Below are 24304 nucleotides of genomic sequence, written 5' to 3'. Positions count from 1 at the left end.
CCAATGCAAACCCCGCAGATTCTTATCGTTGAAGATGAGCAAGTAACTCGTAACACTCTTAAGAGTATTTTTGAAGCAGAGGGATACGCTGTTTTTGAAGCCAGTGACGGTGAAGAGATGCACCAAGTGTTGTCTGACAACTCAGTCAACTTGGTTATTATGGACATTAATCTTCCAGGCAAGAATGGCCTTCTGTTAGCGCGTGAACTACGCGAACAAGCGAACATTGCTTTAATGTTCCTGACAGGCCGTGACAATGAAGTGGACAAGATCCTAGGTCTTGAGATTGGTGCAGATGACTACATCACTAAACCATTCAACCCACGTGAACTGACTATTCGTGCTCGCAACCTACTTAGCCGCTCAATGAGCTCTAACGCGGTGCAAGAAGAGAAACGCTCAGTAGAAAAGTATGAATTCAATGGTTGGGTACTGGACATCAACAGCCGCTCTCTAGTAAGCCCTGCTGGTGATAGCTACAAGCTCCCTCGCTCTGAGTTCCGAGCTCTACTGCACTTCTGTGAGAACCCAGGTAAGATTCAAACTCGTGCCGATCTTCTTAAGAAGATGACTGGCCGTGAACTTAAGCCGCATGACCGCACTGTAGACGTAACGATTCGTCGTATTCGTAAACACTTTGAGTCTGTTTCAGGTACTCCTGAAATCATCGCGACTATCCACGGCGAAGGTTACCGCTTCTGTGGCGATCTAGAAGACTAATTGAATCGCTAATACGCAAAGGGCTTGCTCACTGAGCAAGCCCTTTTATTTTGGGGTTAGCAATTAGCGAACAATCACTGAGTCTAATAAACCTTGTTAATCTTCACGTACTTTTCCACTAACCAGCGCTGTTTACCTGCGTCGTCTAAAAGTACCGCGATATCAACCGATTTTTCTGTGTCCGCGTCTACCTGAGACGTGAAGGCTACTTCCCATTGGCTCTCACTATGAGTTCGAGTTTCTAAAGAGTCTTCATCCACCCACCACTCTTTTTCCCCTTGCTTGATGATAAGCGCTTCGGCAGTCAGGTTGGCTGGGAGTAACTGGTCTCCTTCAAGGTAAAGTGATCCTTGAATGCTTTGCTCTTGCACTTCCCCAACGGTCGGCATCAGGTTCACCCATAAGTTACTTTTGAGCTCGACATTCACCTGGTTAATCGTAATCTGACTGTTTTGTTGCCAGTTCACACTTGGAACGGAACTGCAGCCTGCCATCAATGCTATAACCAACGCCAACGGTGCGATTTTTTTCATGTTATTTCCTTTGTTCCAACCAACTTTTGAGGACTTGAATATCGTTTTGGTATTCATTTTTGATCTCTTCAACCCAGTCTGAAATGTTTTCCCACCATGCTGGCATATCGGGAGATTGCGCTTTCTGCGCCACACTTTGGATACGTTTGAGGCCAATCGAACCTGCAGCGCCTTTAATTTTATGCGCTTCAGAAACAATCCCATCTTGATCTTTTGCCGTCATGTTTGAGTCTAAGACATCAATATAGTCTGGCATCATGTCTTCAAACATTTTTATGCTGTCGTAGACCGGCTTGGCACCAACAATGTCGACGTAAGACTCTAACATATCCATATCGAGCAAGTGTGTCTCAATCACAGGAGAAGGAGTCGGCTCTTCCACTGTTTCTGGAATGCTCTCAGGTTGCTCTTGCGGCTCTACCTGATGCGCGAAGAACTTATCAATTACAGACTGAATGGCATTCACAGCAAGCGGTTTGCTGATGGCATCATCCATACCGTTATCTAAATATTCACGACGATCTTTCATCACATTAGCTGTTAGGGCGACCAATGGAGGCAGATTGTTATAATGCTCGCGATAATAATTTGCGACATCAAAGCCCGTCATATCAGGCAGCTGAATATCCAACAACGCCAAGTCATATTTTTCTGGCACAAAGTTCACGAGCGCTTCTTGTCCCGTCATCGCCACGGTAACGGAGTGCCCTAAGCTCTCAAGCAACGATTTGGCCACGGTGACGTTAAGCTCAATGTCTTCGACCATAAAGATGTTGAGATGCACATTATCGCGTTTTGCATCAATGACAGGTTCTTCGAGTTCCACAATAGGAACGTGAATCGATACGGTAAAAGTACTACCAAAACCCTCTTCACTAGCGACAGTAATGTCACCATCCATCATATTGATCAGCTGTTTTGACACCGCCAGGCCTATACCAGTCCCGACAGCATGTAGGTTGTCTTTACCTGATTTCACTTGGTAATACATGGCAAAGATTTTATCGAGCTCGTCTTCTGGTATGCCAATACCCGTGTCTTCCACCTCCATAATAATGGTCGCAAAATCGTCTTCGACATCCGCGCTCACCGTCATCACAACGCCACCTTCTTTGGTAAACTTCATTGCGTTGCTGACCAAGTTCCAAATTACTTGACGTAAACGGGTCGCATCCACTTCAATTGCTTTTGGTAAATCACTCAAACGTTCTAAGTCAAAGCGCAGCCCTTTTTGCTCCGCCATCAAAGCAGAGATGCTTTCAATCTCAGCGACGAAGTCTTCGAAGTTAAGTGGCGCAGGTAATAGTTCTAGCTTGCGGCGATCAAACTTATCCATATCGATAATATCGTTGAAGATGTTACCTAGCGTAATCGCACTCACATTGATGGTCTGCATGTGTTTGCGCTGCTCTTCTGTCAACGGACTATCGAGAAGCATGCGACTTAAACCCACAATGCCATTTAGTGGCGTTCGCAGTTCATGACTGATGGTTGAGATGAAAGTAGTTTTATCACGGCTTGCTTTCTCTAACGACTCTTCATGACGTTTACGTTCAGTGATATCACGGCCAAAACCTACCAATCCAAGGTGACGACCATCTTTGCTGTAAAACGGCACTTTACGCAGTTCAAAGTAGTGCTTGCGTCCATCAGGATACTCTAGCCACTGCTCGTAAGTGATGGCTTGATTATCGGCGAAGACCTTTTGGTCAGTATCAACGATGTGCTCAGCGATTTCTTTGCTATACACATCCCAAGGGCTTAATCCGACTAACTGGTGCTCTTTCTTGCCCGTTAGCTCTTCCATTGCCCGGTTACAACCGGAGAACACACCATCGGCATTGCGGTAGTAAATTAAGTCTGGCGAGGCATCAATAAATGAACGCAGTAGTGCAGTGCGTTCCGCAAGCTCTAACTGAGTACGCTCTCGTTGGAACACCTCGTTTTCGAGATCTTGCATCGCCTCTTCTCGAGCTTCTTCTGCTTTAATGCGCTCTTCAATTTCTTGGTTGAGCTTTTCGATGTTTTGTTGCAGTTGATAATTCAGTTCTTGGTCTCGCGAGCGCATGTCTTTCAGTTTGGACACCAACTTGGTTAAACGCTGGCGAGACTCTTCTAGCTGATCAACAACAACAGAAAGAAAATAAACCGCCCAAGGTGTAATCAAGAGACCAAAAAACACCGAACGGACAATGTCGATATCGTCGACTCGCCCCTTGAGAGCTAAAGTAATCCCCACCTGCACCACAACGGCTAATGCCACCAGCGCAAGGGCCAGCAAAATCGAGAAACGAACAATCCCCAGTTTGACTAGCAAGTCGACATAATACTGAGCGAGATTTTTCATGGGTTTCATTAACTACTCCATGGTGCTGGCTAGATGTTGCCCTTCAATGATAAAAAACGAGCAGACATATTCGGCCTAACGCAATTTAGGTCTGTGTGATTAGTGAAAAATACGTAGTGCGAACTGCGCTTGCTAAACAAGATAAAAAGATAAGTTAACCAACGAACGCACAGGCTTCGGTAAGTTTAACGTGTTTAATACGGCGATTTAAACAATCAGCTATCAACTTAGAGCAAGCGGTCACAAAGCGTTAGCAAGAACTGGGGTGAATACAGGTGCGATTACGTCCATCAGCTTTGGCTTGGTATAGCGCACTGTCAGCCATGGCAATACCCATTTCCGGTTCATCACCATGTTGAGGAATATAAGAGACAAGACCGATACTGACCGTGAGACGTTCCGAAGCTTCTGAGCTGTCGTGCTCCATATCTAGTTGTCGAATTTGTTCATGAATACGCTGCGCTACATTACTCGCGCCTTCCGTTGTGGTATTCGGCAGGATAAAACCAAACTCCTCACCACCATAACGCGCAACACAATCCGAAGAGCGATTGATGACTTTTGTGAATACGGTAGCAACACTGACCAATGCTTCATCACCTTGCTGATGGCCGTAACAGTCGTTGTAATCTTTGAAAAAGTCGATGTCACACAACATGATAGTGAGCGGCAGCTTTTCGCGGGCATGGTGGTACCATAGTACCTGCAGTTGTTCATCGAAGCGGCGTCGGTTCGATACCTGAGTTAAGCTGTCCATAAAGCTCAACTTTTCTAACTCTAAATTGGCTCTCTCCAACTTTTGTTCGGCAAGGTAACGTTCAGAAATATCACGCGCCATGATCAGCACACCATTCGTTCCTGAAGCTTTATCTTTAAAGGGCGATTTCACCACATCAAACCACGTACTTTTGCCATCACTGCTAACGACTTTATCTATGTATCGGACAGGCTCTGACTGACGCAATGCATCTAAATCACTAGCAGCTAAGCGAGCGTACATCTCTTCAGGAATGACATCTTGAAGGCGCTTACCGATCAAATCAGACACGTCTGAAATACCTAATGCATTAACGAACGGTTTATTACACGCTTGATAGACCATATTCTCATTGAAGATACCGATAGAGTCAGGGCTAGCGTCAAGAATAGTTTGTAAGATGGTATCCCTTTGCGCCAACGCAACTTCTGTATCTTTACGGCGCTCCATTTCATCTCTCAGGTTTTGCTGCATTTTGTGCCACTCGGTCACATCATGACTAATGGATAATGTACCGATCAGCTCACCACTCGGTGACACAAGGGAATTTTGATTCACTTCCAATAAGCAACTGCGACCTTGTGGATCCGTCGTCCACTTGCGCTCACTCTTTCTGCTAGCCTCACCCATGGAAGCCTTTGATGCGCAGGCTTCTTCCCTTCGCCCTTCCCAAAATTGATCAAATGCTCGGTTCGTCGTTAATAAATTCCCTTGGCGATCTTGGGTACAAATTAACTCAGAGAGTGAGTCTAGTGCCGAACGGGCAATCGTTAATTGCGCAAGCTCTTGTTGCTGCTCTTGATGAGTGGCTTGATATGGCTGCGCGTAGATGATCCAAACACGGTGATTGCGCAGCAAACTCTTTCTTCCTGACAACTCCACCTTGATAGATTCGCTTTCAGATAAACGCCAGTCAAATACCTGCTGGCTAAAATGACGACTAGAGACACTGTCTAGAAACGACTCAAGCTCACGAATATCGAATAAAGCGGGATACAAATATCCCGTGCCTAGAGAGCGAATACCTAATAACTGCATCGCAGCTTGGTTAGATAACAAGATCTGAGCATGGCCAGTATCCATCACTATGACTGGATAAGGTGAATCCGTTACGAGTTGCTTAAGTGAAGTTTGAAAGTGCAAATAGATCAGTGCTAACGCGCACACGCTAGCAATTAATAACAAGACGACATAGCCATAACCGCCTTGATCATCCCAAAGCCAATTGAGTAACTGATCCATCGTTTAAACCTTTAAAGAAAACTGGTTAAAATATATCAGTTATTTATTGAGCGATCTGCTATTAATTCCGGTTTAGTATAGATAAAAGCGTTTCCCGTTAGGCTTCCTTGAGCACCATGTTCACTGAGGGCTCGACCAATTTCAGTCATCGCCAGCCAGCGATTTTCACACCACAGTGGCGATAATAAGGTAGGTCTACGAGCTGCTGATGAAACGCGATGGTAAATCACGTCCGGTGGCGTCATACGAATCATCTCACTGGCAATTGCGACATATTCTTCTAGCTCTGGCGCCTCTAATCGTCCTGCACGCCACGCTTTCGCCATGGTGCTGCCTTCCACAATATGCAAGCCATGTAACTTAATGCCATCCGTGCCCACGGCTAACACTTTTTGCAGCGTCTCAATATTATCGTCGCGGCTTTCTTTCGGTAATCCAACAATTAAATGAGTACAGACTTTAATACCTAGCGCACGCGCACGCTTGGTGATCTCGGCATAACATTCGAAATCATGACCGCGATTGATGCGCTTAAGGGTATCGTTATTAGCGGTTTGAAGCCCTAACTCTAGCCAAATTTCATAACCTTGCTGTACATAGTCAGACAGCAAATCTAATACGGCATCAGGCACGCAATCTGGACGAGTCCCGACACACAATCCCACAATATCAGCCGCTTTTAGTGCTTCTTCATACATATTTTTCAGCACTTGCACTTCCGCATAAGTACTGGTGTAAGCCTGAAAATAAGCGAGATACTTCTTCGCTCGATGAATTTCGCCCGCACGATCTTTCAACTGATCGTGAATACTCTTTATCTGTACTTCTTCATCCGCAAACGAAGCCACATTACAAAAAGTACATCCTCCCCGACCAATAGTGCCATCTCGGTTAGGGCAACTAAATCCACCGTGCAACGTTAGTTTATGGACTTTTTCACCGTATCGACGCTGAAGATCTTGGCCGATTGTATTGACCAACTCATGTAACTGCATAAATTCTCACCAACAATGAACCGTAATCAATCTCACTACGATCTGTGTAAATAAATTACATCCCTGCAAGAAAAAACACACAATACTAGTCAATTCAAACAAACCTCATACGGCTCAAAATCAATAAACCTGCATAAATACAGATAAAAAACGTTCATGTTGCGTAAATGTTAAACTAAAAATGCATAATTAAACGAAAAAATTGGGTCACAACGTCGACTTTTTCATTGCATTCTGAAGTGACAAAATTGTAGGATACTTACACAACCCCGTTATTTTTGTGACTTTTATTACAAAGTACACTGCGGGATTTGTCGGTGTTATCCCACTCCTACCTATATAAATCACTAAATAGTGGCAATAAATAAAGGGATACCACCAAGGATTGTTTTTCTCGCAAAACTTTTCCTGCGAGATACGGAAAGGAATCAAGATCGATCAACCTAGATCGGTGGCGATAATAAATATAAAGGACAAGACGTAATCAATGGTCTAGGTGGCATTTGCCTGCCTGGTGCTTTTGCGTCGACATTGAACTGGAAGGATGTATCTATGGTAGATAGAGAGCAAAATCCACAGGGTCTATATACTCCTGAATTGGAGCATGACGCTTGTGGTATCGGTTTTGTTGCTCACCTTAAAAACCGTAAATCTCATGAAGTAGTGACTCAAGCATTGGATATGCTAGCTCGCATGGAGCACCGTGGTGGTCAAGGTTGTGATCCATGCAGCGGTGATGGTGCGGGTATCTTGCTACAAAAACCTCATGAATTCCTATTAGAAGAGGCCGTTAAGCTCGGCATTAAACTGCCTTCATTTGAAAAGTATGGTGTGGGTGTCGTACTTTTCCCGAAAGACGAATATAAACGCGAGCAATGCCGTGACATTCTAGAACGCAACGCTCAGCGTCTAGACCTTGAAGTTATTGGCTACCGCGTATTGCCAACCGATAACTCAATGATCGGTGCCGACCCACTAAGCACAGAACCTCAGTTTGAGCATGTGTTTATCTCTGGTGGTCCAGGTATCACACCTGAAGAGCTAGAGCGCAAACTGTACGTACTTCGTAACTACACTGTACGTGTTTGCCTAGAAAGCGTTTCGAACATTGGTGATGACTTCTACATTAACTCAATGTCTTACAAGACATTGGTGTACAAAGGTCAGTTAACGACAGAGCAAGTGCCTCAATACTTCCTTGATCTGCAAAACCCGACCATGGTGACCGCACTGGCACTGGTACACTCTCGCTTCTCTACCAACACCTTCCCGAAATGGCGTCTTGCACAGCCTTTCCGTTACATTGCCCACAACGGCGAAATCAACACCGTTCGCGGTAACTTGAACTGGATGAAAGCCCGTGAGGCGATCATTGAATCCGATTTATTTACCCAAGCTGAAATCGACATGCTGCTTCCTATTTGTCAGGAAGGCAGTTCGGATTCATCTAACTTTGACATGGCACTTGAGCTCCTAGTTCTTTCTGGTCGTAGCCTGCCGCACGCATTGATGATGATGATCCCGGAAGCATGGCAAGAAAACAAAAACATGGATCCTAAGCGTCGCGCGTTCTATCAGTACCACGCGAACATCATGGAACCATGGGATGGTCCGGCTTCAGTATGTTTTACTGATGGTGTTCAAGTTGGTGCGACACTCGACCGTAACGGTCTGCGCCCTTCTCGCTACACAGTGACCAAAGATAACTTCCTAGTAATGGCATCAGAATCTGGTGTTGTGGATATTGAGCCAGAGAACGTTGAGTTCCGCGGTCGTCTACAACCAGGTCGCATCTTCGTTGCAGACCTAGAGCAAGGTCGCATCATCTCTGATGAAGAAGTGAAAGACACCATCGCAACGGCACAGCCTTACGAAAAGTGGGTAGAAGAAAACCTACTAAGCTTGAAGAAGCTGCCAGATGCGAGCAACCAATTCAGCCAACCTAAGCCAGAACATCTTCTACACCGCCAACAAGCGTTTGGCGTAAGTACTGAAGAAGTGAACGAAATCATCGTTCCAATGGCAAATGAAGGTAAAGAGCCATTATCAGCAATGGGTGCCGACTGGCCTCTTGCAGTGCTATCTCATCAGTCGCAACATCTTTCAAACTACTTCAAGCAGCTGTTTGCACAGGTAACTAACCCACCGATCGATCCGATCCGTGAGCGTATGGTGATGTCGCTGAACACTTACTTGGGTAAAGACCAAAACCTTCTGACTGAAACACCACTTCACTGTCAGAAAGTAGAATTGGAATCGCCGGTTCTGGCGAACTCAGAGCTTGAAAAACTGCGTGCGATCGATAACGAGCACCTACAAGCGAAAACGTTGGATATCGTATTCCAAGCTAGTGAAGATCAAGGCAAACTTGAGCGTGCATTAAAACGCATCTGCCAATATGCAGAAGACGCGGTTATCGATGGTTACTCAATCATCCTACTCACTGACCGTGCAGTGAATTCAAACCACGCGGCGATCCCAGCAATGCTGGCAGTTGGCGCAGTACACCACCACTTGATCCGTAAAGGTCTACGTGCGAAGTGTGACATCGTGGTTGAAACTGGTGACGCGCGTGAAACGCACCACTTTGCAACGCTACTTGGTTACGGTGCGAATGCGGTTAACCCTTACCTAGTGATTGAAACCATCATTGAACTTCAACGTACGAAGAAGTTGGATCCAGAAGCGAACCCTCGCGATCTGTTCAACAACTACCGTAAAGCGATCAATGGCGGTCTTCTGAAGATCTTCTCGAAGATGGGTATCTCAACCCTGCAGTCGTACCACGGTGCGCAAATCTTCGAAGCCTTAGGTATTCATAAGTCAGTGGTAGACAAGTACTTCACAGGTACAGTTTCTCGTATCCAAGGTCTCACCCTTGACGATATTGCTAAAGAAGTGCTCGTTCGTCACCGCATCGGTTATCCACAACGCGAAATCCCAATTCAAATGCTGGATGTGGGTGGTGTTTACCAATGGAAACAGCGTGGCGAGAAGCACCTATTCAACCCAGAAACCATTTCTCTACTACAAGAGTCTACGCGCAACAAGAACTACGATCAGTTCAAGCAGTACGCGACAGAAGTCGATAAACAAGGTGACAACGCGGTAACTCTGCGTAGCCAGCTAGAATTCATTAAGAACCCAGCCGGTTCTATCTCTATCGACGAAGTCGAACCAATTGAAAGCATCGTGAAACGCTTCGCGACGGGTGCTATGTCATTCGGTTCTATTTCTTACGAAGCACACTCCACACTAGCTGTTGCGATGAACCGTCTTGGCGCGAAATCGAACTCTGGTGAAGGTGGTGAAGACCCAATGCGTTTCGAGCGCAAAGAGAACGGCGATTGGGAACGCTCTGCAATCAAGCAGGTAGCTTCGGGTCGTTTCGGCGTAACCTCTTACTACCTAACCAACGCTGATGAGTTACAAATCAAGATGGCTCAAGGTGCGAAACCAGGTGAAGGTGGTCAGCTACCAGGCGATAAAGTAGATGACTGGATCGGTGCTACACGCCACTCAACTCCGGGCGTCGGTCTTATCTCGCCGCCACCACACCACGATATCTACTCAATCGAAGATTTGGCTCAGCTTATCTACGATTTGAAGAACGCGAACCGCGCGGGTCGTGTAAACGTGAAGCTGGTATCGGAAGCTGGCGTAGGTACGATCGCTTCTGGTGTTGCTAAAGCGAAAGCGGACGTTGTACTTATCGCAGGTTTCGACGGCGGAACTGGTGCATCACCAATGTCTTCAATCCGTCATACTGGTCTTCCTTGGGAACTTGGCTTGGCAGAAACGCACCAAACCCTGCTGAAGAACGGTCTACGTAACCGTATCGTGGTTCAAGCGGATGGTCAGATGAAGACACCTCGTGACCTTGCTGTGGCAACACTACTAGGTGCAGAAGAATGGGGCGTAGCAACCGCAGCATTGGTGGTTGAAGGTTGTATCATGATGCGTAAGTGTCATAAGAACACCTGTCCTGTTGGTATCGCGACTCAGAACAAGACGCTTCGCGAGCGCTTTGATGGTCGCGTAGAAGACGTCGTAACCTTCTTCCAATACATGGCACAAGGTCTACGTGAAATCATGGCTGAACTTGGCTTCCGCACTATCGATGAGATGGTCGGTCAAGGCCAGAAACTGCGTGTTCGCCAAGACGTTTCTCACTGGAAATACAAGAACCTAGATCTGTCTCCTGTTCTACACGTTGAACAGCCACGTGAGTCAGACGGTATCCATAACCAAACGCAACAGAACCACAATCTTGAATCGGTACTAGACCGTAAGCTGATTCAAGCAGCGATTCCTGCACTCGAGAAAGGCGAAGCGGTGAATGCCGAGTTCCCTATCGTCAACACTGACCGTTCTGCGGGCACCATGCTGTCGAACGAAATCTCGAAAGTGTACAAAGATGCCGGTCTACCTCAGCCAATGAACGTGAAATTCAAAGGTTCTGCGGGTCAGTCATTCGGCGCATTCCTAGCTAAGGGCGTGAAGTTCGAAGTAGAAGGCGACGCGAACGACTACTGGGGTAAAGGCTTATCTGGCGGTACGTTAGTACTTTACCCAGATGCGAAATCAAGCATTGTCGCAGAAGACAACATCGTGGTTGGTAACGTGTGTTTCTACGGTGCAACTTCGGGTGAGTCTTTCATTCGCGGTATGGCTGGTGAACGTTTCTGTGTTCGTAACTCAGGTGCGAAAGTAGTAGTAGAAGGCGTCGGTGACCACGGTTGTGAATACATGACTGGCGGTGCAGCAATTATCCTTGGTTCAACAGGTCGTAACTTTGCCGCAGGTATGAGTGGCGGCGTGGCTTACGTATGGGATAAATCAGGCGACTTTGAGTCAAAACTGAACCCAGAGCTAGTAGACCTAGATCCAATCGAGAAAGAAGACAGAGATCTATTACTCGACATGCTAACTAAGCATGTTCAATTCACAGGAAGTGAAGTCGCTCAGTCTTTCCTAGACAATTTTGAAGCAAGCCTAGCCTCTATGGTTAAGGTGATGCCGCGTGACTACAAAGCGGTGCTTCAAAAGCGTAAAGCTGAAGCGCAGTCTCAAGGAAACGAAACTCAAGCGGAGGCATTATAATGGGTAAGCCTACTGGATTTTTAGAGCACGGTCGTGAACTACCACAGAAGATCGACCCGGCTGAACGCATCAAGAACAACAAAGAGTTCGTTCTGAACGAGGAGTTTGGTGACAAGATCAATACTCAAGCTTCTCGTTGTATGGATTGTGGTGTGCCGTTTTGTCATAACGGCTGCCCTATCGGTAACATCATCCCAGAGTTTAACGATGCGGTTTATCGTGATAGCTGGGAAGAAGCATGGAACATTCTAAGCTCGACTAATAACTTCCCTGAGTTTACTGGTCGTGTTTGCCCTGCTCCATGTGAAAGTGCTTGTGTACTTGGCATCAACCAAGACCCAATCACCATCTGTAACATCGAGAAAACTATCGTAGAAACGGCGTATCGTGAAGGGTACGCCAAGCCAAAAACGCCACGTTCTCGCACTGGTAAAACGGTAGCGATCATTGGATCTGGACCTGCTGGTCTTGCGGCTGCTGAGCAGCTAAACAGCGCAGGCCATACCGTGACAGTATTCGAGCGAGACGAGAAAGTTGGTGGCCTGCTGCGTTTCGGTATTCCAGATTTTAAACTGAGCATGGAAGTCATTGATCGTAAGATCAATCTAATGGCAGAAGCTGGCGTTGAGTTTAAAGTAAACCAACACGTCGGTGTTGATGTAAATGCTCAGCAACTGCGTCAAGAGTTCGATGTGGTTCTACTGACGGGTGGCTCAACGGTTCCACGTGATTTGCCAGTTCCGGGTCGTGAGCTCAAAGGCGTTCACTTCGCAATGGAATTCCTAGGTCAAAACAACCGACGTGCAAATAACATGGACCTGAAAACGGAAGAGATTCACGCAAAAGGTAAACATGTGGTTGTCATTGGTGGTGGTGATACCGGTTCAGACTGTGTAGGTACGTCAAACCGTCACGGCGCAGCAAGCGTAACTCAAGTGGAAATCATGCCGATTCCACCAGAGAAGCGCCCAGCCAATATGCCTTGGCCTCAATACCCAATGATCCTACGTACTTCGACTTCTCATGAAGAAGGTGTCGATCGTCACTGGAACATCCTGACCAAAGAGTTCATCGGAAATGACAAAGGTGAAGTCACAGGCCTTCGTCTTGCTGATATCGTTTGGCAAGATGCAAAACCAGGCGAGCGCCCAAGTTTCAAAGAAGTCGAAGGCAGCGAGCGAGTGATCCCATGTGATATGGCATTCCTAGCAATGGGCTTCTTACACCCAGAACCTACAGGCGTGCTTGCTCAACTGGATATCGCGCTAGATGATCGCGGTAACGTAGCAACTCAAGGTTTTGCTACTAACCAAGAAGGCGTATTTGCTGCTGGTGATATGCGAACAGGCCAATCTTTGGTGGTTCGTTGTATCAACGAAGGTCGCGAATGTGCTCGTGCTATCGATGACTACCTAATGGATGGCACAAACCTAGAAGCAAAAGCAGATTCACTGATGCTTTCTGCTTAACGGAAGTATTCACGCTTCCCTCTTTCAATGCCATAAATAGCCATCAGCGATATCGATGGCTATTAGCAAAGAAAGAAAACAATTCCTTCCAATCTTTCTATTTTGACCAGCATTTTATGCTGGTCTTTTTTATTTCCCACAGAATCAAATGTTACTTTTTTTGTAACAATCAATTTTCTATCTATTTGAAATCATTAAACTATTTTAGCTTATTAAATGGTAAATCGCATATTCACGTGATTATCCACTAATAACTTGACCTTTTTTACAATAAGCTATAGCTTGTGAAGTTGATGAAAATAAAACACTCAAAAAATGTTAAATATTTCACAGCTTTTATTGAATAAATATACATAAAACCATAAAAGATGACGCATATTCAGTCATCACTATCAACGTAAGCAGTGTTGATATATCTGTCGGGATGACGGATAAGCAAAGGGAGAATTGCAATGGCTCTTTATGATCCAAGTCTTGAGAAAGACAACTGTGGATTTGGCTTGATCGCGCATATGGAAGGCGAACAAAGCCACAAGCTGGTTCGTACAGCAATTTCTGCACTTGACCGAATGACCCACCGTGGTGGTATTGCCGCCGATGGAAAAACCGGTGATGGTTGTGGTCTTCTTCTACAAAAGCCCGATTCCTATTTACGCCTTATCGCCGAAGAAAATGGCTTCAACCTTGGCAAGCAATACGCCGTGGGGATGATTTTCTTTAACCAAGATCCGGTGAAAGCTCAACTCACCAAAGACATCGTAAACAAAGAACTGGCTCAAGAGACCTTAACCGTAGCGGGCTGGCGTGAAGTTCCAACTAATTCAGAAGTACTCGGTCCGATCGCTGCTGATTCACTTCCAGACATTCAACAAGTCTTTATCTCTGCACCAGCAGGTTGGCGCGAGCGTGACATCGAACGTCGCCTCTATATCGCACGCCGTCGCATCGAGAAACAAATTACAGAAGATCCTGACTTCTACATCTGTAGCTTGTCGACACAAGTTCTGGTGTACAAAGGCTTGTGCATGCCTGCGGACTTACCACGCTTTTATCTTGATCTTGCTGATCTACGCATGGAATCCGCTATCTGTCTGTTCCACCAGCGTTTTTCTACCAATACTCAACCGCGTTGGCCGTTGGCTCAGCCGTTCCGCTATCTTGCTCATAATGGTGAGATCAATACCATTGAAGGTAATCGACAATGGGCACGAGCTCGTGCTTACAAGTTCTCGTCACCACTGCTGCCCGATCTTCAAACTGCAGCACCATTTGTGAACGAGACGGGTTCAGACTCCTCTAGCTTAGATAATATGCTGGATCTCTTCTTAGCTGGCGGCATGGATATCTTCCGTGCCATGCGTATGCTTGTGCCGCCTGCATGGCAAAACCACCCAGATATGGATCCGGATCTGCGGGCGTTTTACGATTTCAACTCCAAGCACATGGAACCATGGGATGGCCCAGCAGGTATCGTACTGTCCGATGGTCGTTATGCTGCTTGTAACCTAGACCGAAACGGTCTGCGTCCTGCGCGTTATGTAATTACCAAAGATAAGTTGATCACTCTGGCATCTGAGGTAGGAATTTGGAATTACGCCCCAGATGAAGTTGCCGAAAAAGGGCGTGTAGGTCCGGGTGAATTGCTCGTCATCGACACTCGTAAAGGTAAGCTTTGGCAGTCTAGCGAGATCGATAATGATCTGAAATCTCGTCACCCTTATCGCGAATGGATGGAAAACAACGTTCGCAAACTCACACCATTTTCTCAGCTACCTGAGGAGCAAGTAGGCGAGCGCAGCTTTGATGAAGACTTACTTAAGACTTATCAAAAGCAGTTTGCCATGAGCAATGAAGAAGTCGATCAAGTGCTGCGTGTCCTCGGTGATATGGGGCAAGAAGCCGTCGGTTCTATGGGTGACGATACTCCAATGGCAGTGCTCTCCTCAAAAGAGCGCTTGGTAACTGACTACTTCCGCCAGAAGTTCGCTCAGGTCACCAATCCACCGATCGATCCACTGCGTGAAAAACACGTGATGTCACTGGCGACCAGTATCGGTAAGGAAATGAATGTTTTCTGTGAAACCGATGGCCACGCGCATCGCGTAACATTTGATTCGCCTGTACTGCTTTATTCAGACATGCAGCAACTGCTCGAGCTTGGTGACGATCACTACCGTAATACCATTCTAGATATCAACTACGAACCACAAGAGAAAGATCTTAAACAAGCCATTAATGATCTCTGTGAGCAAGCAGAGCAAGTCGTACGTGAAGGCACGGTTTTAGTAGTACTTTCAGATCGCGCTTTGGTCAAAGGCAAGTTACCAATTCCAGCGGCAATGGCAGTCGGCGCCGTTCAAACTCGTTTGATTGATGCGAACTTACGTTGCGATGCCAACATTGTAGTCGAAACCGCAACTGCACGTGACCCACACCAATTTGCTGTCTTGCTTGGCTTTGGTGCGACTGCAGTTTACCCATACCTTGCTTATGAAGCGTTAGGTAAACTGATTGATGATAAGGCACTAGAGAAAGACTACCGCGATGTGATGCAAAACTACCAATACGGCATCAACAAAGGCCTGTACAAGATCATGTCGAAAATGGGGATCTCAACCATCGCCTCTTACCGCTGCTCACAACTGTTTGAAGCAGTTGGCTTGAGCCAAGATGTGGTCGATCTGTGTTTTAAAGGCGTCACAACTCGAATTGAAGGCGCGAATTTTGACGATTTCCAGCAAGATCTTACAAACTTATCTCGTAAAGCATGGGCGAAACGCAAATCGATTGATCATGGCGGCTTGTTAAAGTATGTCCATGGAGGTGAGTATCATGCTTACAACCCGGATGTTGTCGGCACGCTGCAACAAGCCGTTAAATCTGGCGAAAGTAACGACTATCAGAGCTTTGCCAAGCAAGTGAATCAACGCCCTGTTGCTATGTTGCGTGACTTAATGTCGCTGAAAAAATCAGACTCACCGCTGCCACTTGAGCAAATAGAGCCGAAAACCGAACTGTTCAAACGCTTCGACTCTGCGGCCATGTCCATTGGCGCACTCAGCCCTGAAGCGCATGAAGCCCTCGCGACTGCGATGAACCGTCTTGGTGGCTATTCAAACTCCGGTGAAGGAGGTGAAGATCCTCGCCGTTTCGGCACTGAACGTAACTCACGTATCAAACAAATTGCTTCAGGCCGATTTGGTGTAACGCCTCATTACCTTACTAATGCAGATGTACTACAAATCAAGGTAGCGCAAGGAGCTAAACCGGGTGAAGGTGGTCAGCTACCGGGACACAAAGTCACCGCAGAAATCGCAAAACTGCGTTATTCGGTACAAGGTGTGACTCTCATCTCCCCTCCTCCGCACCACGATATTTATTCAATTGAAGATTTGGCCCAGCTGATCTTCGACCTTAAACAAGTCAACCCGAATGCGCTGGTTTCGGTAAAACTCGTCTCCGAGCCAGGTGTTGGCACCATCGCAACGGGCGTAGCCAAGGCTTACGCTGATCTCATTACCATCTCGGGTTACGACGGTGGTACCGCAGCAAGCCCATTAACTTCAGTAAAATACGCTGGTAGCCCTTGGGAGTTGGGGTTGGCAGAGACACAACAAGCACTGGTTGCTAATGGTCTGCGTCATAAGATCCGCCTACAGGTAGACGGTGGTCTAAAGACTGGTTTAGACGTGGTTAAAGCCGCAATTTTAGGTGCAGAAAGCTTCGGATTTGGTACCGCGCCAATGGTTGCTATGGGTTGTAAGTTCCTGCGAATTTGTCACCTCAACAACTGTGCAACAGGGGTTGCGACTCAAGACGAAACGCTGCGTAAAGAGTACTTCAAAGGCTTACCTGAAATGGTGATGAACTACTTCACCGGGCTGGCAGAAGAAGTGCGCGAGCTGCTTTCTGAGCTAGGCGTTGAAAAACTGACGGACTTGATTGGTCGTACCGATTTACTTGAAGCAGTAGAAGGCTTTACCGCGAAGCAAACCAAATTGGATCTATCCAACATTCTAGAAGCTCCCGTCTCGCCTGAAGGTCATCCGCTGTTTTGGACGGAACCAAATAAACCGTTTGATAAAGCTGAGCTCAATCAAAAGATCATTGATGATGCCATGCATGCAGTAGAAAACAGCCAATCGGCAAGTTTCTTCTACAATGTCATCAACACTGATCGTTCTGTGGGTGCACGCTTATCTGGAGAAATAGCGAAACGCTATGGCAACCAAGGTTTGGCGGCTTCCCCTATCAAAATCTATCTTGACGGCACTGCCGGCCAGTCGTTTGGCGTTTGGAATGCGGGTGGCGTAGAGCTTTACCTCACAGGTGATGCGAATGACTACGTAGGGAAAGGCATGGCAGGCGGCAAGATCGCCATTAAGCCTCACTTAGGTACAGCGTTCAAGTGTCATGAAGCCACCATTATTGGTAACACGTGTTTGTACGGCGCAACGGGCGGTAAACTGTTCGCAGCAGGTAAAGCGGGTGAGCGTTTTGGGGTACGTAACTCAGGTACGATTGCCGTCATTGAAGGAGCTGGCGATAACGCTTGTGAGTACATGACAGGCGGTATTGTTGCCATTCTAGGCGCAACAGGCGTGAACTTTGGTGCAGGTATGACCGGAGGCTTTGCCTATGTTCTGGATGAAAACCAGAGCTTTGAAGGTCGAGTCAATACTGAATCTGTCGAAGCCATTTCATTGTCCGATCTATACATCCACCAAGAGCATTTGCGCGGGCTGATTGCGGAACACCTTGAAGAAACAGGGTCGAGCCACGCAGAAAATATTTTGGCGAACTTTGATGAATGGATTCCAAAGTTCTATTTGGTGAAACCACAAGCGGCAGATCTTCGCACGCTACTTGGTCACCAGAGCCGCAGTGCTGCAGAGCTGCGTGTTCAAGCACAGTAATCATGGAGGATGTTTGAATCATGAGCCAGAACGTTTATCAATTTATCGATGTGCAGCGTGTAGATCCTGCGAAAAAGCCGATCAAAGTTCGTAAGATCGAGTTCGTTGAAATCTATGAACCGTTTACTAAGCAGCAGGCGACTGCACAAGCGGATCGCTGCTTAGATTGTGGCAACCCATATTGTGAATGGAAATGCCCAGTCCACAACTACATCCCTCAATGGTTAAAACTTGCCAATGAAGGTCGTATTCTTGAAGCGGTTGAACTATCGCATCAAACCAATAGTTTACCTGAAGTATGTGGACGCGTTTGTCCTCAAGACCGTCTATGTGAAGGTTCATGCACGCTTAATGATGACTTTGGTGCCGTCACCATCGGTAATATAGAAAAGTACATTACCGACAAAGCCTTTGAAATGGGCTGGAAGCCAGATATGTCCAAGGTGGAGTGGACCGATAAAAAGGTCGCAATCATTGGAGCTGGCCCAGCAGGCTTGGCAGCCGCTGATATCCTAGTGCGCAATGGCGTTAAGCCAGTCGTGTTTGACCGCTACCCAGAAATCGGCGGACTACTGACTTTCGGTATCCCTTCGTTCAAGCTTGAAAAAGGGGTAATGGAAAATCGTCGCCGTGTGTTCACTGAAATGGGCGTCGAGTTCCGCATGAACGTGGAAGTCGGTAAAGATGTACAAATGCAAGATCTAATCGATGAGTACGATGCCATTTTCTTAGGCGTTGGCACCTATAAATACATGCGTGCAGGACTAGAAAATGAGGATGCGCCGGGTGTGTATGACGCGCTGCCATTTTTAATTTCGAATACCTACAAAGTCATGGAGCTTGAGAACAACCAACCTTTTATCGACATGGCAGGAAAGAAAGTGGTCGTGCTTGGTGGTGGCGATACCGCAATGGACTGTGTACGAACCTCTATTCGCCAAGGAGCCTCCAATGTGATTTGTGCTTATCGTCGTGACGAAGCCAACATGCCAGGTTCACGTCGAGAAGTGAAAAACGCTAAAGAGGAAGGCGTGAAGTTTATGTTTAACCTGCAACCACTCGGTGTGGAGGTCGACGCCTCAGGTAACGTATCGGGCGTTAAAGTGGTAAAAACTGCTTTAGGTGAGCCCGATGATGCAGGTCGTCGCAGACCAGAACCAGTGGAAGGCAGTGAACATGTATTGCCTGCGGATGCCGTGATCATGGCATTTGGTTTCCAGCCACACAAAATGGACTGGTTAGAACCGTATGGTGTCGATTTAGACCAATGGGGACGTATCAAGGCACCTGTTGAGCAAGCGTTCATGTACCAAACCAGCAATGCGAAAATCTTCGCTGGCGGTGATGCGGTCCGTGGCTCAGACCTCGTCGTAACCGCCATTGATGAAGGGCGAAAAGCGGCAGAAGGCATTCTTGATTACCTAGAAGTCTAATCACAGCTAACATCACAAAAAGGATCCTATTATTGGATCCTTTTTCTTTTGTATCCATATAATTAGAAGCAAAACTATAAGAGTAAATACAATGAAAAAAGCCGCTCTCCTTTCCATCACTTTACTCAGCCTTACAGCCTGCAGCCAAGGAGTCACCAGTATGCCAGATCGTTCTCAATCACCTTGTGGTGACAAACCAAATTGCGTTTCAACTCAAGACTCAAGAGACAAGTTTCAATTAGCACCTTTTTTGCTCACTGAATCCGCAACGTTAGATGCCATTGAGCAAGCCGCGCTTCAACTTCCTGGCGCCAAAACCGCGGTAAAAGAGGGCAATTACCTTCGGATAGAATGCACATCTAAAATCATGCGCTTCGTGGATGACCTCGAATTAAAAGTAGCAGGAGACAAACTGATTGTTCGCTCAGAGTCACGTGTGGGCTATTCTGACTTTGGCGTAAACAGAAAGCGCGCCGAACAATTACGAGAAAAGCTCACTCAAGCTAAGCTCATCAAATAGAAAACTGCTCACGGGGAGTGCTATACTCTCGGCCAACTAAAATATTTACCGAAAGAGAGTGTTATGAAAGTTGGTATCATCGGTGCGATGGAACAAGAAGTGACCATCCTGAAAGAAGCAATCACAAACTGCAAAACCGTAAATAAAGCAGGTTGTACGTTTTTCTCTGGTCAAATTAATGATGTAGAAGTAGTCGTACTACAATCAGGTATTGGTAAAGTTGCAGCTGCAGTAGGCACTACCATTCTTCTTGATGAATACCAGCCAGATGTTGTGATTAACACAGGCTCTGCTGGTGGCTTCGATTCAAGCCTAAATCTAGGTGATGTCGTTATCTCAACAGAAGTTCGTCATCACGATGCAGACGTAACAGCTTTTGGTTATGAAATTGGCCAAATGGCTGGCCAGCCTGCTGCATTCAAAGCAGATGAAAAGCTAATGGATTTAGCAGAAAAGGCACTAGCGCAAATGGAAAACACTCATGCAGTTCGCGGCCTGATCTGTACTGGCGATGCGTTTGTTTGCACCGCTGAACGCCAAGAATTTATTCGTAAGCACTTCCCATCCGTTATCGCGGTAGAAATGGAAGCATCTGCTATCGCTCAAACTTGTCACCAATTCAACACGCCGTTTGTTGTTGTGCGTGCAATCTCTGATGTCGCTGATAAAGAGTCACCAATGAGCTTTGATGAGTTCCTACCGCTAGCAGCAAAAAGCTCTTCTGAAATGGTATTCAAAATACTGGAACTCATTAAGTAAACGACTCATTCATGGAAGAAGTTTTTCAGTCATTTTATGCCAACGGTGCGCTCCTTATTATGTGGGGCGCACTGCTCTTTCACCTTCTTTTACCAATCCCCCGTTCATCGCATCCCATCACTTTATGGCGAAAGTTAGCTGAGCAGCTCGCCAACAAAGTGAACAATAATCACAGTTACTCACAGAGCCTGACCTCCGGCAGTCTTGCATTGGGCTTGATGCTATTGCCTTGCTTGCTCTTGCTGATTGCCGTGGAGCCATTCGTTTGGCAAGTGCCTTTATACGAACTAGTGCTATTGATCATTGCTTTGGACTGGCGCAACAACGAAGCCTTAACGAAACAACTCGTCACAAGTATGTCGAGAGAAGACAAAGCCCAGTGCCGACAATTACTGAGACCATATCTTAATCGCGATACTGACAGTCTCTCGATCATCGGCATAGGTAAAGCAAGCTCAGAAACTGTGATTATGGGATACTGCCGCAACGTAATCGGTGTGTTATTTTGGTACGCACTCGCAGGTGGTATTGGTGCGTTAATGTATCGACTAACTACAGAGTTAGCTCGAGTTTGGTCCCCTAGCCGACGCCAATATTTGCCCTTTGGTAAACCTGCCGTTCAGCTGGTTGCCGCTCTGGATATTATTCCACTTCGTCTCTTTGCCATACTTTTAGCTGTAGGAAAGAACGTAAGCAATGTGCTTTCTGGTGTACAGCAACAAGCGAAGTCTTGGCCACTACCCGGGCCCGCCTGGGTGTTGTGTACCATCGGACACAAACTACAACTCTCTTTATGCGGCCCTGCTATCTATCAAGGTATACGTGCGGAACGCGCAAAAATCGGTGGACGAATCGCCCCATCGGCTATTCACCTTTCACAAATACATACGCTGCTCGTTTGGCGAGTCTTCGTTTGGATAGCTATCCAAAGTCTGCTTTTAGGAATGATTTATCAAGGATTATGATGAATAAACTATGCTTCACATTAACGTTGTTTGTTTCGACAGCGACCTTCGCTCAAACACCAGTGCAACGCATTGTAAGTTTAGCTCCGCATGCCACTGAAATTGCCTTTGCGGCAGGGCTAGGAGACAAGCTTGTTGCTGTCAGCGAAATGAGTGATTATCCAGAGCAGGCAAAGCAGCTGGAAAGAGTCTCTAATTACCAAGGAATTAAATTAGAGCGCATTATTGCTCTTCAACCGGATTTAGTCATTGCTTGGCCGGCAGGAAACCCGGCAAAAGAGCTGGAAAAAATTAAACAGTTCGGCATTCCTATCTATTATTCCACTACAGGTTCACTGGAAGATATCGCTAATAATATCGAGCAGCTAAGCCAATACAGCGAAACCCCGCAAATAGGACAAAAGGCCGCTGAAGATTTTAGAACGCAACTGAATACACTAAAAGAGAAGTACAACACGCACGAGAAAGTTCGTTACTTTTATCAGTTGAGTGAAAAGCCTATCATCACTGTCGCCGGGAAGAACTGGCCAAGTGAAGTCTTTACTTTTTGCGGTGGTGAAAACATTTTCGCAGCATCCAGCGCGCCTTATCCTCAGGTCAGCATCGAGCAGGTCATCACTCGCCAACCAGAGGTTATTTTTACTTCTCGTCACGCAATGAGTAATGATGGTATGTGGGCAGAGTGGAGCAATGAGCTTCCCGCACTTAGAAATAAACACATCTGGTCTCTAAACTCAGATTGGATTAACCGCCCAACCCCACGCACACTAAATGCGATCACAGAAGTGTGTGAGCACTTTAAAAGCGTTCGTCAAAAACGCTAACGATTTCGTTGCAAATACCGTACAATTTCCGCCCATTTTTTCTCACACTATATAAAGGTACTAAGTAACATGGACTCCATGCTGCTTTATATGATCGACTTGTTCGGTACCGCAGTTTTCGCTATCTCTGGCGTGTTACTGGCGGGCCGTTTAAAAATGGATCCATTCGGCGTTATCGTTCTCGGCAGTGTGACTGCTATTGGTGGCGGAACAATCCGAGACATGGCGCTAGGTGCCACTCCTGTATTTTGGATAACAGATACTACGTACTTATGGGTGATATTTGTTACGTGTCTACTAACCATGCTTGTTATTCGAAGACCCAAGCGACTCTCATGGTGGGTATTACCCGTTTGTGATGCCATCGGTCTCGCTGTATTTGTGGGAATTGGAGTAGAGAAGGCACTCGCCTACAATGCATCTGGAATGGTCGCTGTGATAATGGGGGTTATTACTGGCTGTGGAGGTGGCATTATACGAGACGTGCTGGCTCGCGAAGTTCCTATGGTATTAAGAAGTGAAGTCTACGCTACGGCATGTATTATTGGCGGCATCTTCCATACGATGGCGGTAAACATGGATTATGACCACTCAACCGCTTTACTCGCTGGCGTAATCTCAACGCTCGTTATACGTCTCGGTGCAATTCGTTGGCATCTATCCCTACCAACTTTCGCAATTAATCGTTAAACACAAATTACATGATTCGGTCATGGAGTCGACTGAGTGTCGGCTCCTCTCATTTATACTCATTTGATTCGCCAATTCTTGTACAATTCGCTAAATTATTTCAACCATTCCTAACTTTCATTAATCATTATGTTGCTTGAAGGTATTGAGACGTTACTTGTCCTCAGTAAAGAAAAAACCATGAGCCGTACGGGCAGCCAACTCTATATTAGTCAATCTGCGGTGAGTAAGCGCATTTCGAATCTAGAGAAGAAGTTAGGAAAAAAATTGATTGAGCCAAGTGGTCGGCACATAAAGCTGACCTCCGATGGCCTCGCGCTCATCAACACGATCGAGCCAACGTTCAATGAGTTAAGAGGTCAGATCTATGATCAGCAAGAAATAGAAGATACTTCTTTGATCAAGATAGACTGCTCTGAAACCTTAGTCGCTGGATACCTCAGTGTGATCATGGCAGAACGCTTTGCCCATGACCAGTACATACGAATATCGACCAATCATACACCACGCATTATTGAGAACGTCAAATCAGGTAAAGCGACACTGGGATTCTGTGCCGGTTATTTACCGCCTCATCATGGATTAATGAGCCTTCACCTCGTTGATGAACCTTTTTCAATCGTCAGTAGATACCCACTTTCGCAACTACCCAAAGCCATTTTGACCAATGACTTAACCAATCCTGCCAACACTTACCAACAAGCTATTTTGTCAAAATACGGAATTGAGCCTTTGATGGAAATGGATTCATACACTGCGGCAGCACAACTGGCTTTGGGCGGAATGGCTCCCGCTTTAATTCCTAAATCTATCCTGAAGACACTTAATATCACACCCAAATTCTGCTATGACTTTGAAGAACTAGGACAGTTAATTCGACCAATACATATCTGCATGCGCCACAGCACATATCGCAGCGAACGAGTTAAAGCACTGACAGAAGCCATTGCTGATGTTGTTGCCAAAGAAGTTTCGTTGCCATTAGCATCGACATCACAACAACTAGACAATTGAAGTAGAGTATAATGTAA

At 46.3% G+C, this 24304-nt stretch carries 15 protein-coding genes; 11 read left to right on the top strand and 4 right to left on the bottom strand.

Features of this window, described 5'->3' with window-relative positions; all coding sequences use genetic code 11:
• Nucleotides 1-3 precede the first annotated feature (3 nt).
• Nucleotides 4-720, top strand: coding sequence for a two-component system response regulator ArcA (gene arcA / locus LIX84_RS14260; RefSeq protein WP_005381824.1), 717 nt, complete (start codon nt 4-6; stop codon nt 718-720).
• An 83-nt stretch (nt 721-803) separates the two neighbouring features.
• Here arcA and LIX84_RS14255 read toward each other — a convergent pair whose 3' ends face one another.
• From LIX84_RS14255 to LIX84_RS14240, 4 genes are all read right to left on the bottom strand, one after another.
• On the bottom strand, nt 804-1253 hold the full coding sequence (locus LIX84_RS14255; RefSeq protein WP_006742686.1) for a hypothetical protein: 450 nt from the start codon (nt 1251-1253) through the stop codon (nt 804-806).
• Between the two features lies 1 nt (nt 1254).
• A complete protein-coding gene (gene arcB / locus LIX84_RS14250) occupies nt 1255-3609 on the bottom strand; it encodes an aerobic respiration two-component sensor histidine kinase ArcB (protein ID WP_005396314.1) in 2355 nt (784 codons plus the stop codon).
• A gap of 241 nt (nt 3610-3850) precedes the next feature.
• Nucleotides 3851-5599, bottom strand: a complete 1749-nt coding sequence (locus LIX84_RS14245; protein WP_226421575.1) for a sensor domain-containing diguanylate cyclase — start codon at nt 5597-5599, stop codon at nt 3851-3853.
• Nucleotides 5600-5634: 35 nt separating this feature from the next.
• Nucleotides 5635-6594 carry a TIGR01212 family radical SAM protein gene (locus tag LIX84_RS14240; protein WP_047009093.1) on the bottom strand — a complete coding sequence of 320 codons (960 nt, stop codon included), beginning with the start codon at nt 6592-6594 and terminating at the stop codon, nt 5635-5637.
• A 552-nt stretch (nt 6595-7146) separates the two neighbouring features.
• Here LIX84_RS14240 and gltB (LIX84_RS14235) point away from each other — a divergent pair.
• The 10 genes from gltB (LIX84_RS14235) to LIX84_RS14190 all read left to right on the top strand — a co-directional run bounded on the left by gltB (LIX84_RS14235) (nt 7147) and on the right by LIX84_RS14190 (nt 24287).
• Complete coding sequence (gltB, locus tag LIX84_RS14235; RefSeq protein ID WP_226421574.1) at nt 7147-11697, top strand: glutamate synthase large subunit; 4551 nt, start codon at nt 7147-7149, stop codon at nt 11695-11697.
• The gene (locus tag LIX84_RS14230; RefSeq protein ID WP_085343971.1) at nt 11697-13166 is read left to right on the top strand and encodes a glutamate synthase subunit beta; all 1470 of its coding nucleotides are present in this window, start codon (nt 11697-11699) and stop codon (nt 13164-13166) included. The genes gltB (LIX84_RS14235) and LIX84_RS14230 overlap by 1 nt, the downstream gene beginning before the upstream one ends.
• Nucleotides 13167-13618: 452 nt before the next feature.
• Nucleotides 13619-18082: a glutamate synthase large subunit gene (gene gltB / locus LIX84_RS14225; protein WP_226421573.1), complete on the top strand. Its 4464-nt coding sequence runs from the start codon at nt 13619-13621 to the stop codon at nt 18080-18082.
• 20 nt (nt 18083-18102) lie between these two features.
• Nucleotides 18103-19515 carry an FAD-dependent oxidoreductase gene (locus LIX84_RS14220; RefSeq protein WP_005396322.1) on the top strand — a complete coding sequence of 471 codons (1413 nt, stop codon included), beginning with the start codon at nt 18103-18105 and terminating at the stop codon, nt 19513-19515.
• 91 nt (nt 19516-19606) lie between these two features.
• Nucleotides 19607-20035 carry a DUF1499 domain-containing protein gene (locus LIX84_RS14215; RefSeq protein WP_226421572.1) on the top strand — a complete coding sequence of 143 codons (429 nt, stop codon included), beginning with the start codon at nt 19607-19609 and terminating at the stop codon, nt 20033-20035.
• Nucleotides 20036-20098: 63 nt separating this feature from the next.
• Nucleotides 20099-20794, top strand: coding sequence for a 5'-methylthioadenosine/S-adenosylhomocysteine nucleosidase (gene mtnN / locus LIX84_RS14210; RefSeq protein WP_226421571.1), 696 nt, complete (start codon nt 20099-20101; stop codon nt 20792-20794).
• 11 nt (nt 20795-20805) lie between these two features.
• The gene (locus LIX84_RS14205) at nt 20806-21759 is read left to right on the top strand and encodes a cobalamin biosynthesis family protein (protein WP_226421570.1); all 954 of its coding nucleotides are present in this window, start codon (nt 20806-20808) and stop codon (nt 21757-21759) included.
• The gene (gene btuF, locus LIX84_RS14200) at nt 21759-22583 is read left to right on the top strand and encodes a vitamin B12 ABC transporter substrate-binding protein BtuF (RefSeq protein WP_226421597.1); all 825 of its coding nucleotides are present in this window, start codon (nt 21759-21761) and stop codon (nt 22581-22583) included. Before LIX84_RS14205 ends, btuF begins: the two co-directional genes overlap by 1 nt.
• A gap of 69 nt (nt 22584-22652) precedes the next feature.
• Nucleotides 22653-23273 (top strand): TRIC cation channel family protein, encoded by a 621-nt coding sequence (locus tag LIX84_RS14195; protein ID WP_226421569.1) that lies wholly within the window; start codon nt 22653-22655, stop codon nt 23271-23273.
• 129 nt (nt 23274-23402) lie between these two features.
• The gene (locus LIX84_RS14190; RefSeq protein ID WP_226421568.1) at nt 23403-24287 is read left to right on the top strand and encodes a LysR family transcriptional regulator; all 885 of its coding nucleotides are present in this window, start codon (nt 23403-23405) and stop codon (nt 24285-24287) included.
• Nucleotides 24288-24304 lie beyond the last annotated feature (17 nt).

The organism is Vibrio sp. E14, assembly GCF_020515785.1.
Lineage (GTDB): Bacteria > Pseudomonadota > Gammaproteobacteria > Enterobacterales > Vibrionaceae > Vibrio > Vibrio diabolicus.
The sequence above is the reverse complement of the archived record's forward strand: the minus strand, read 5'-3'. Positions and strand labels throughout refer to the sequence as shown.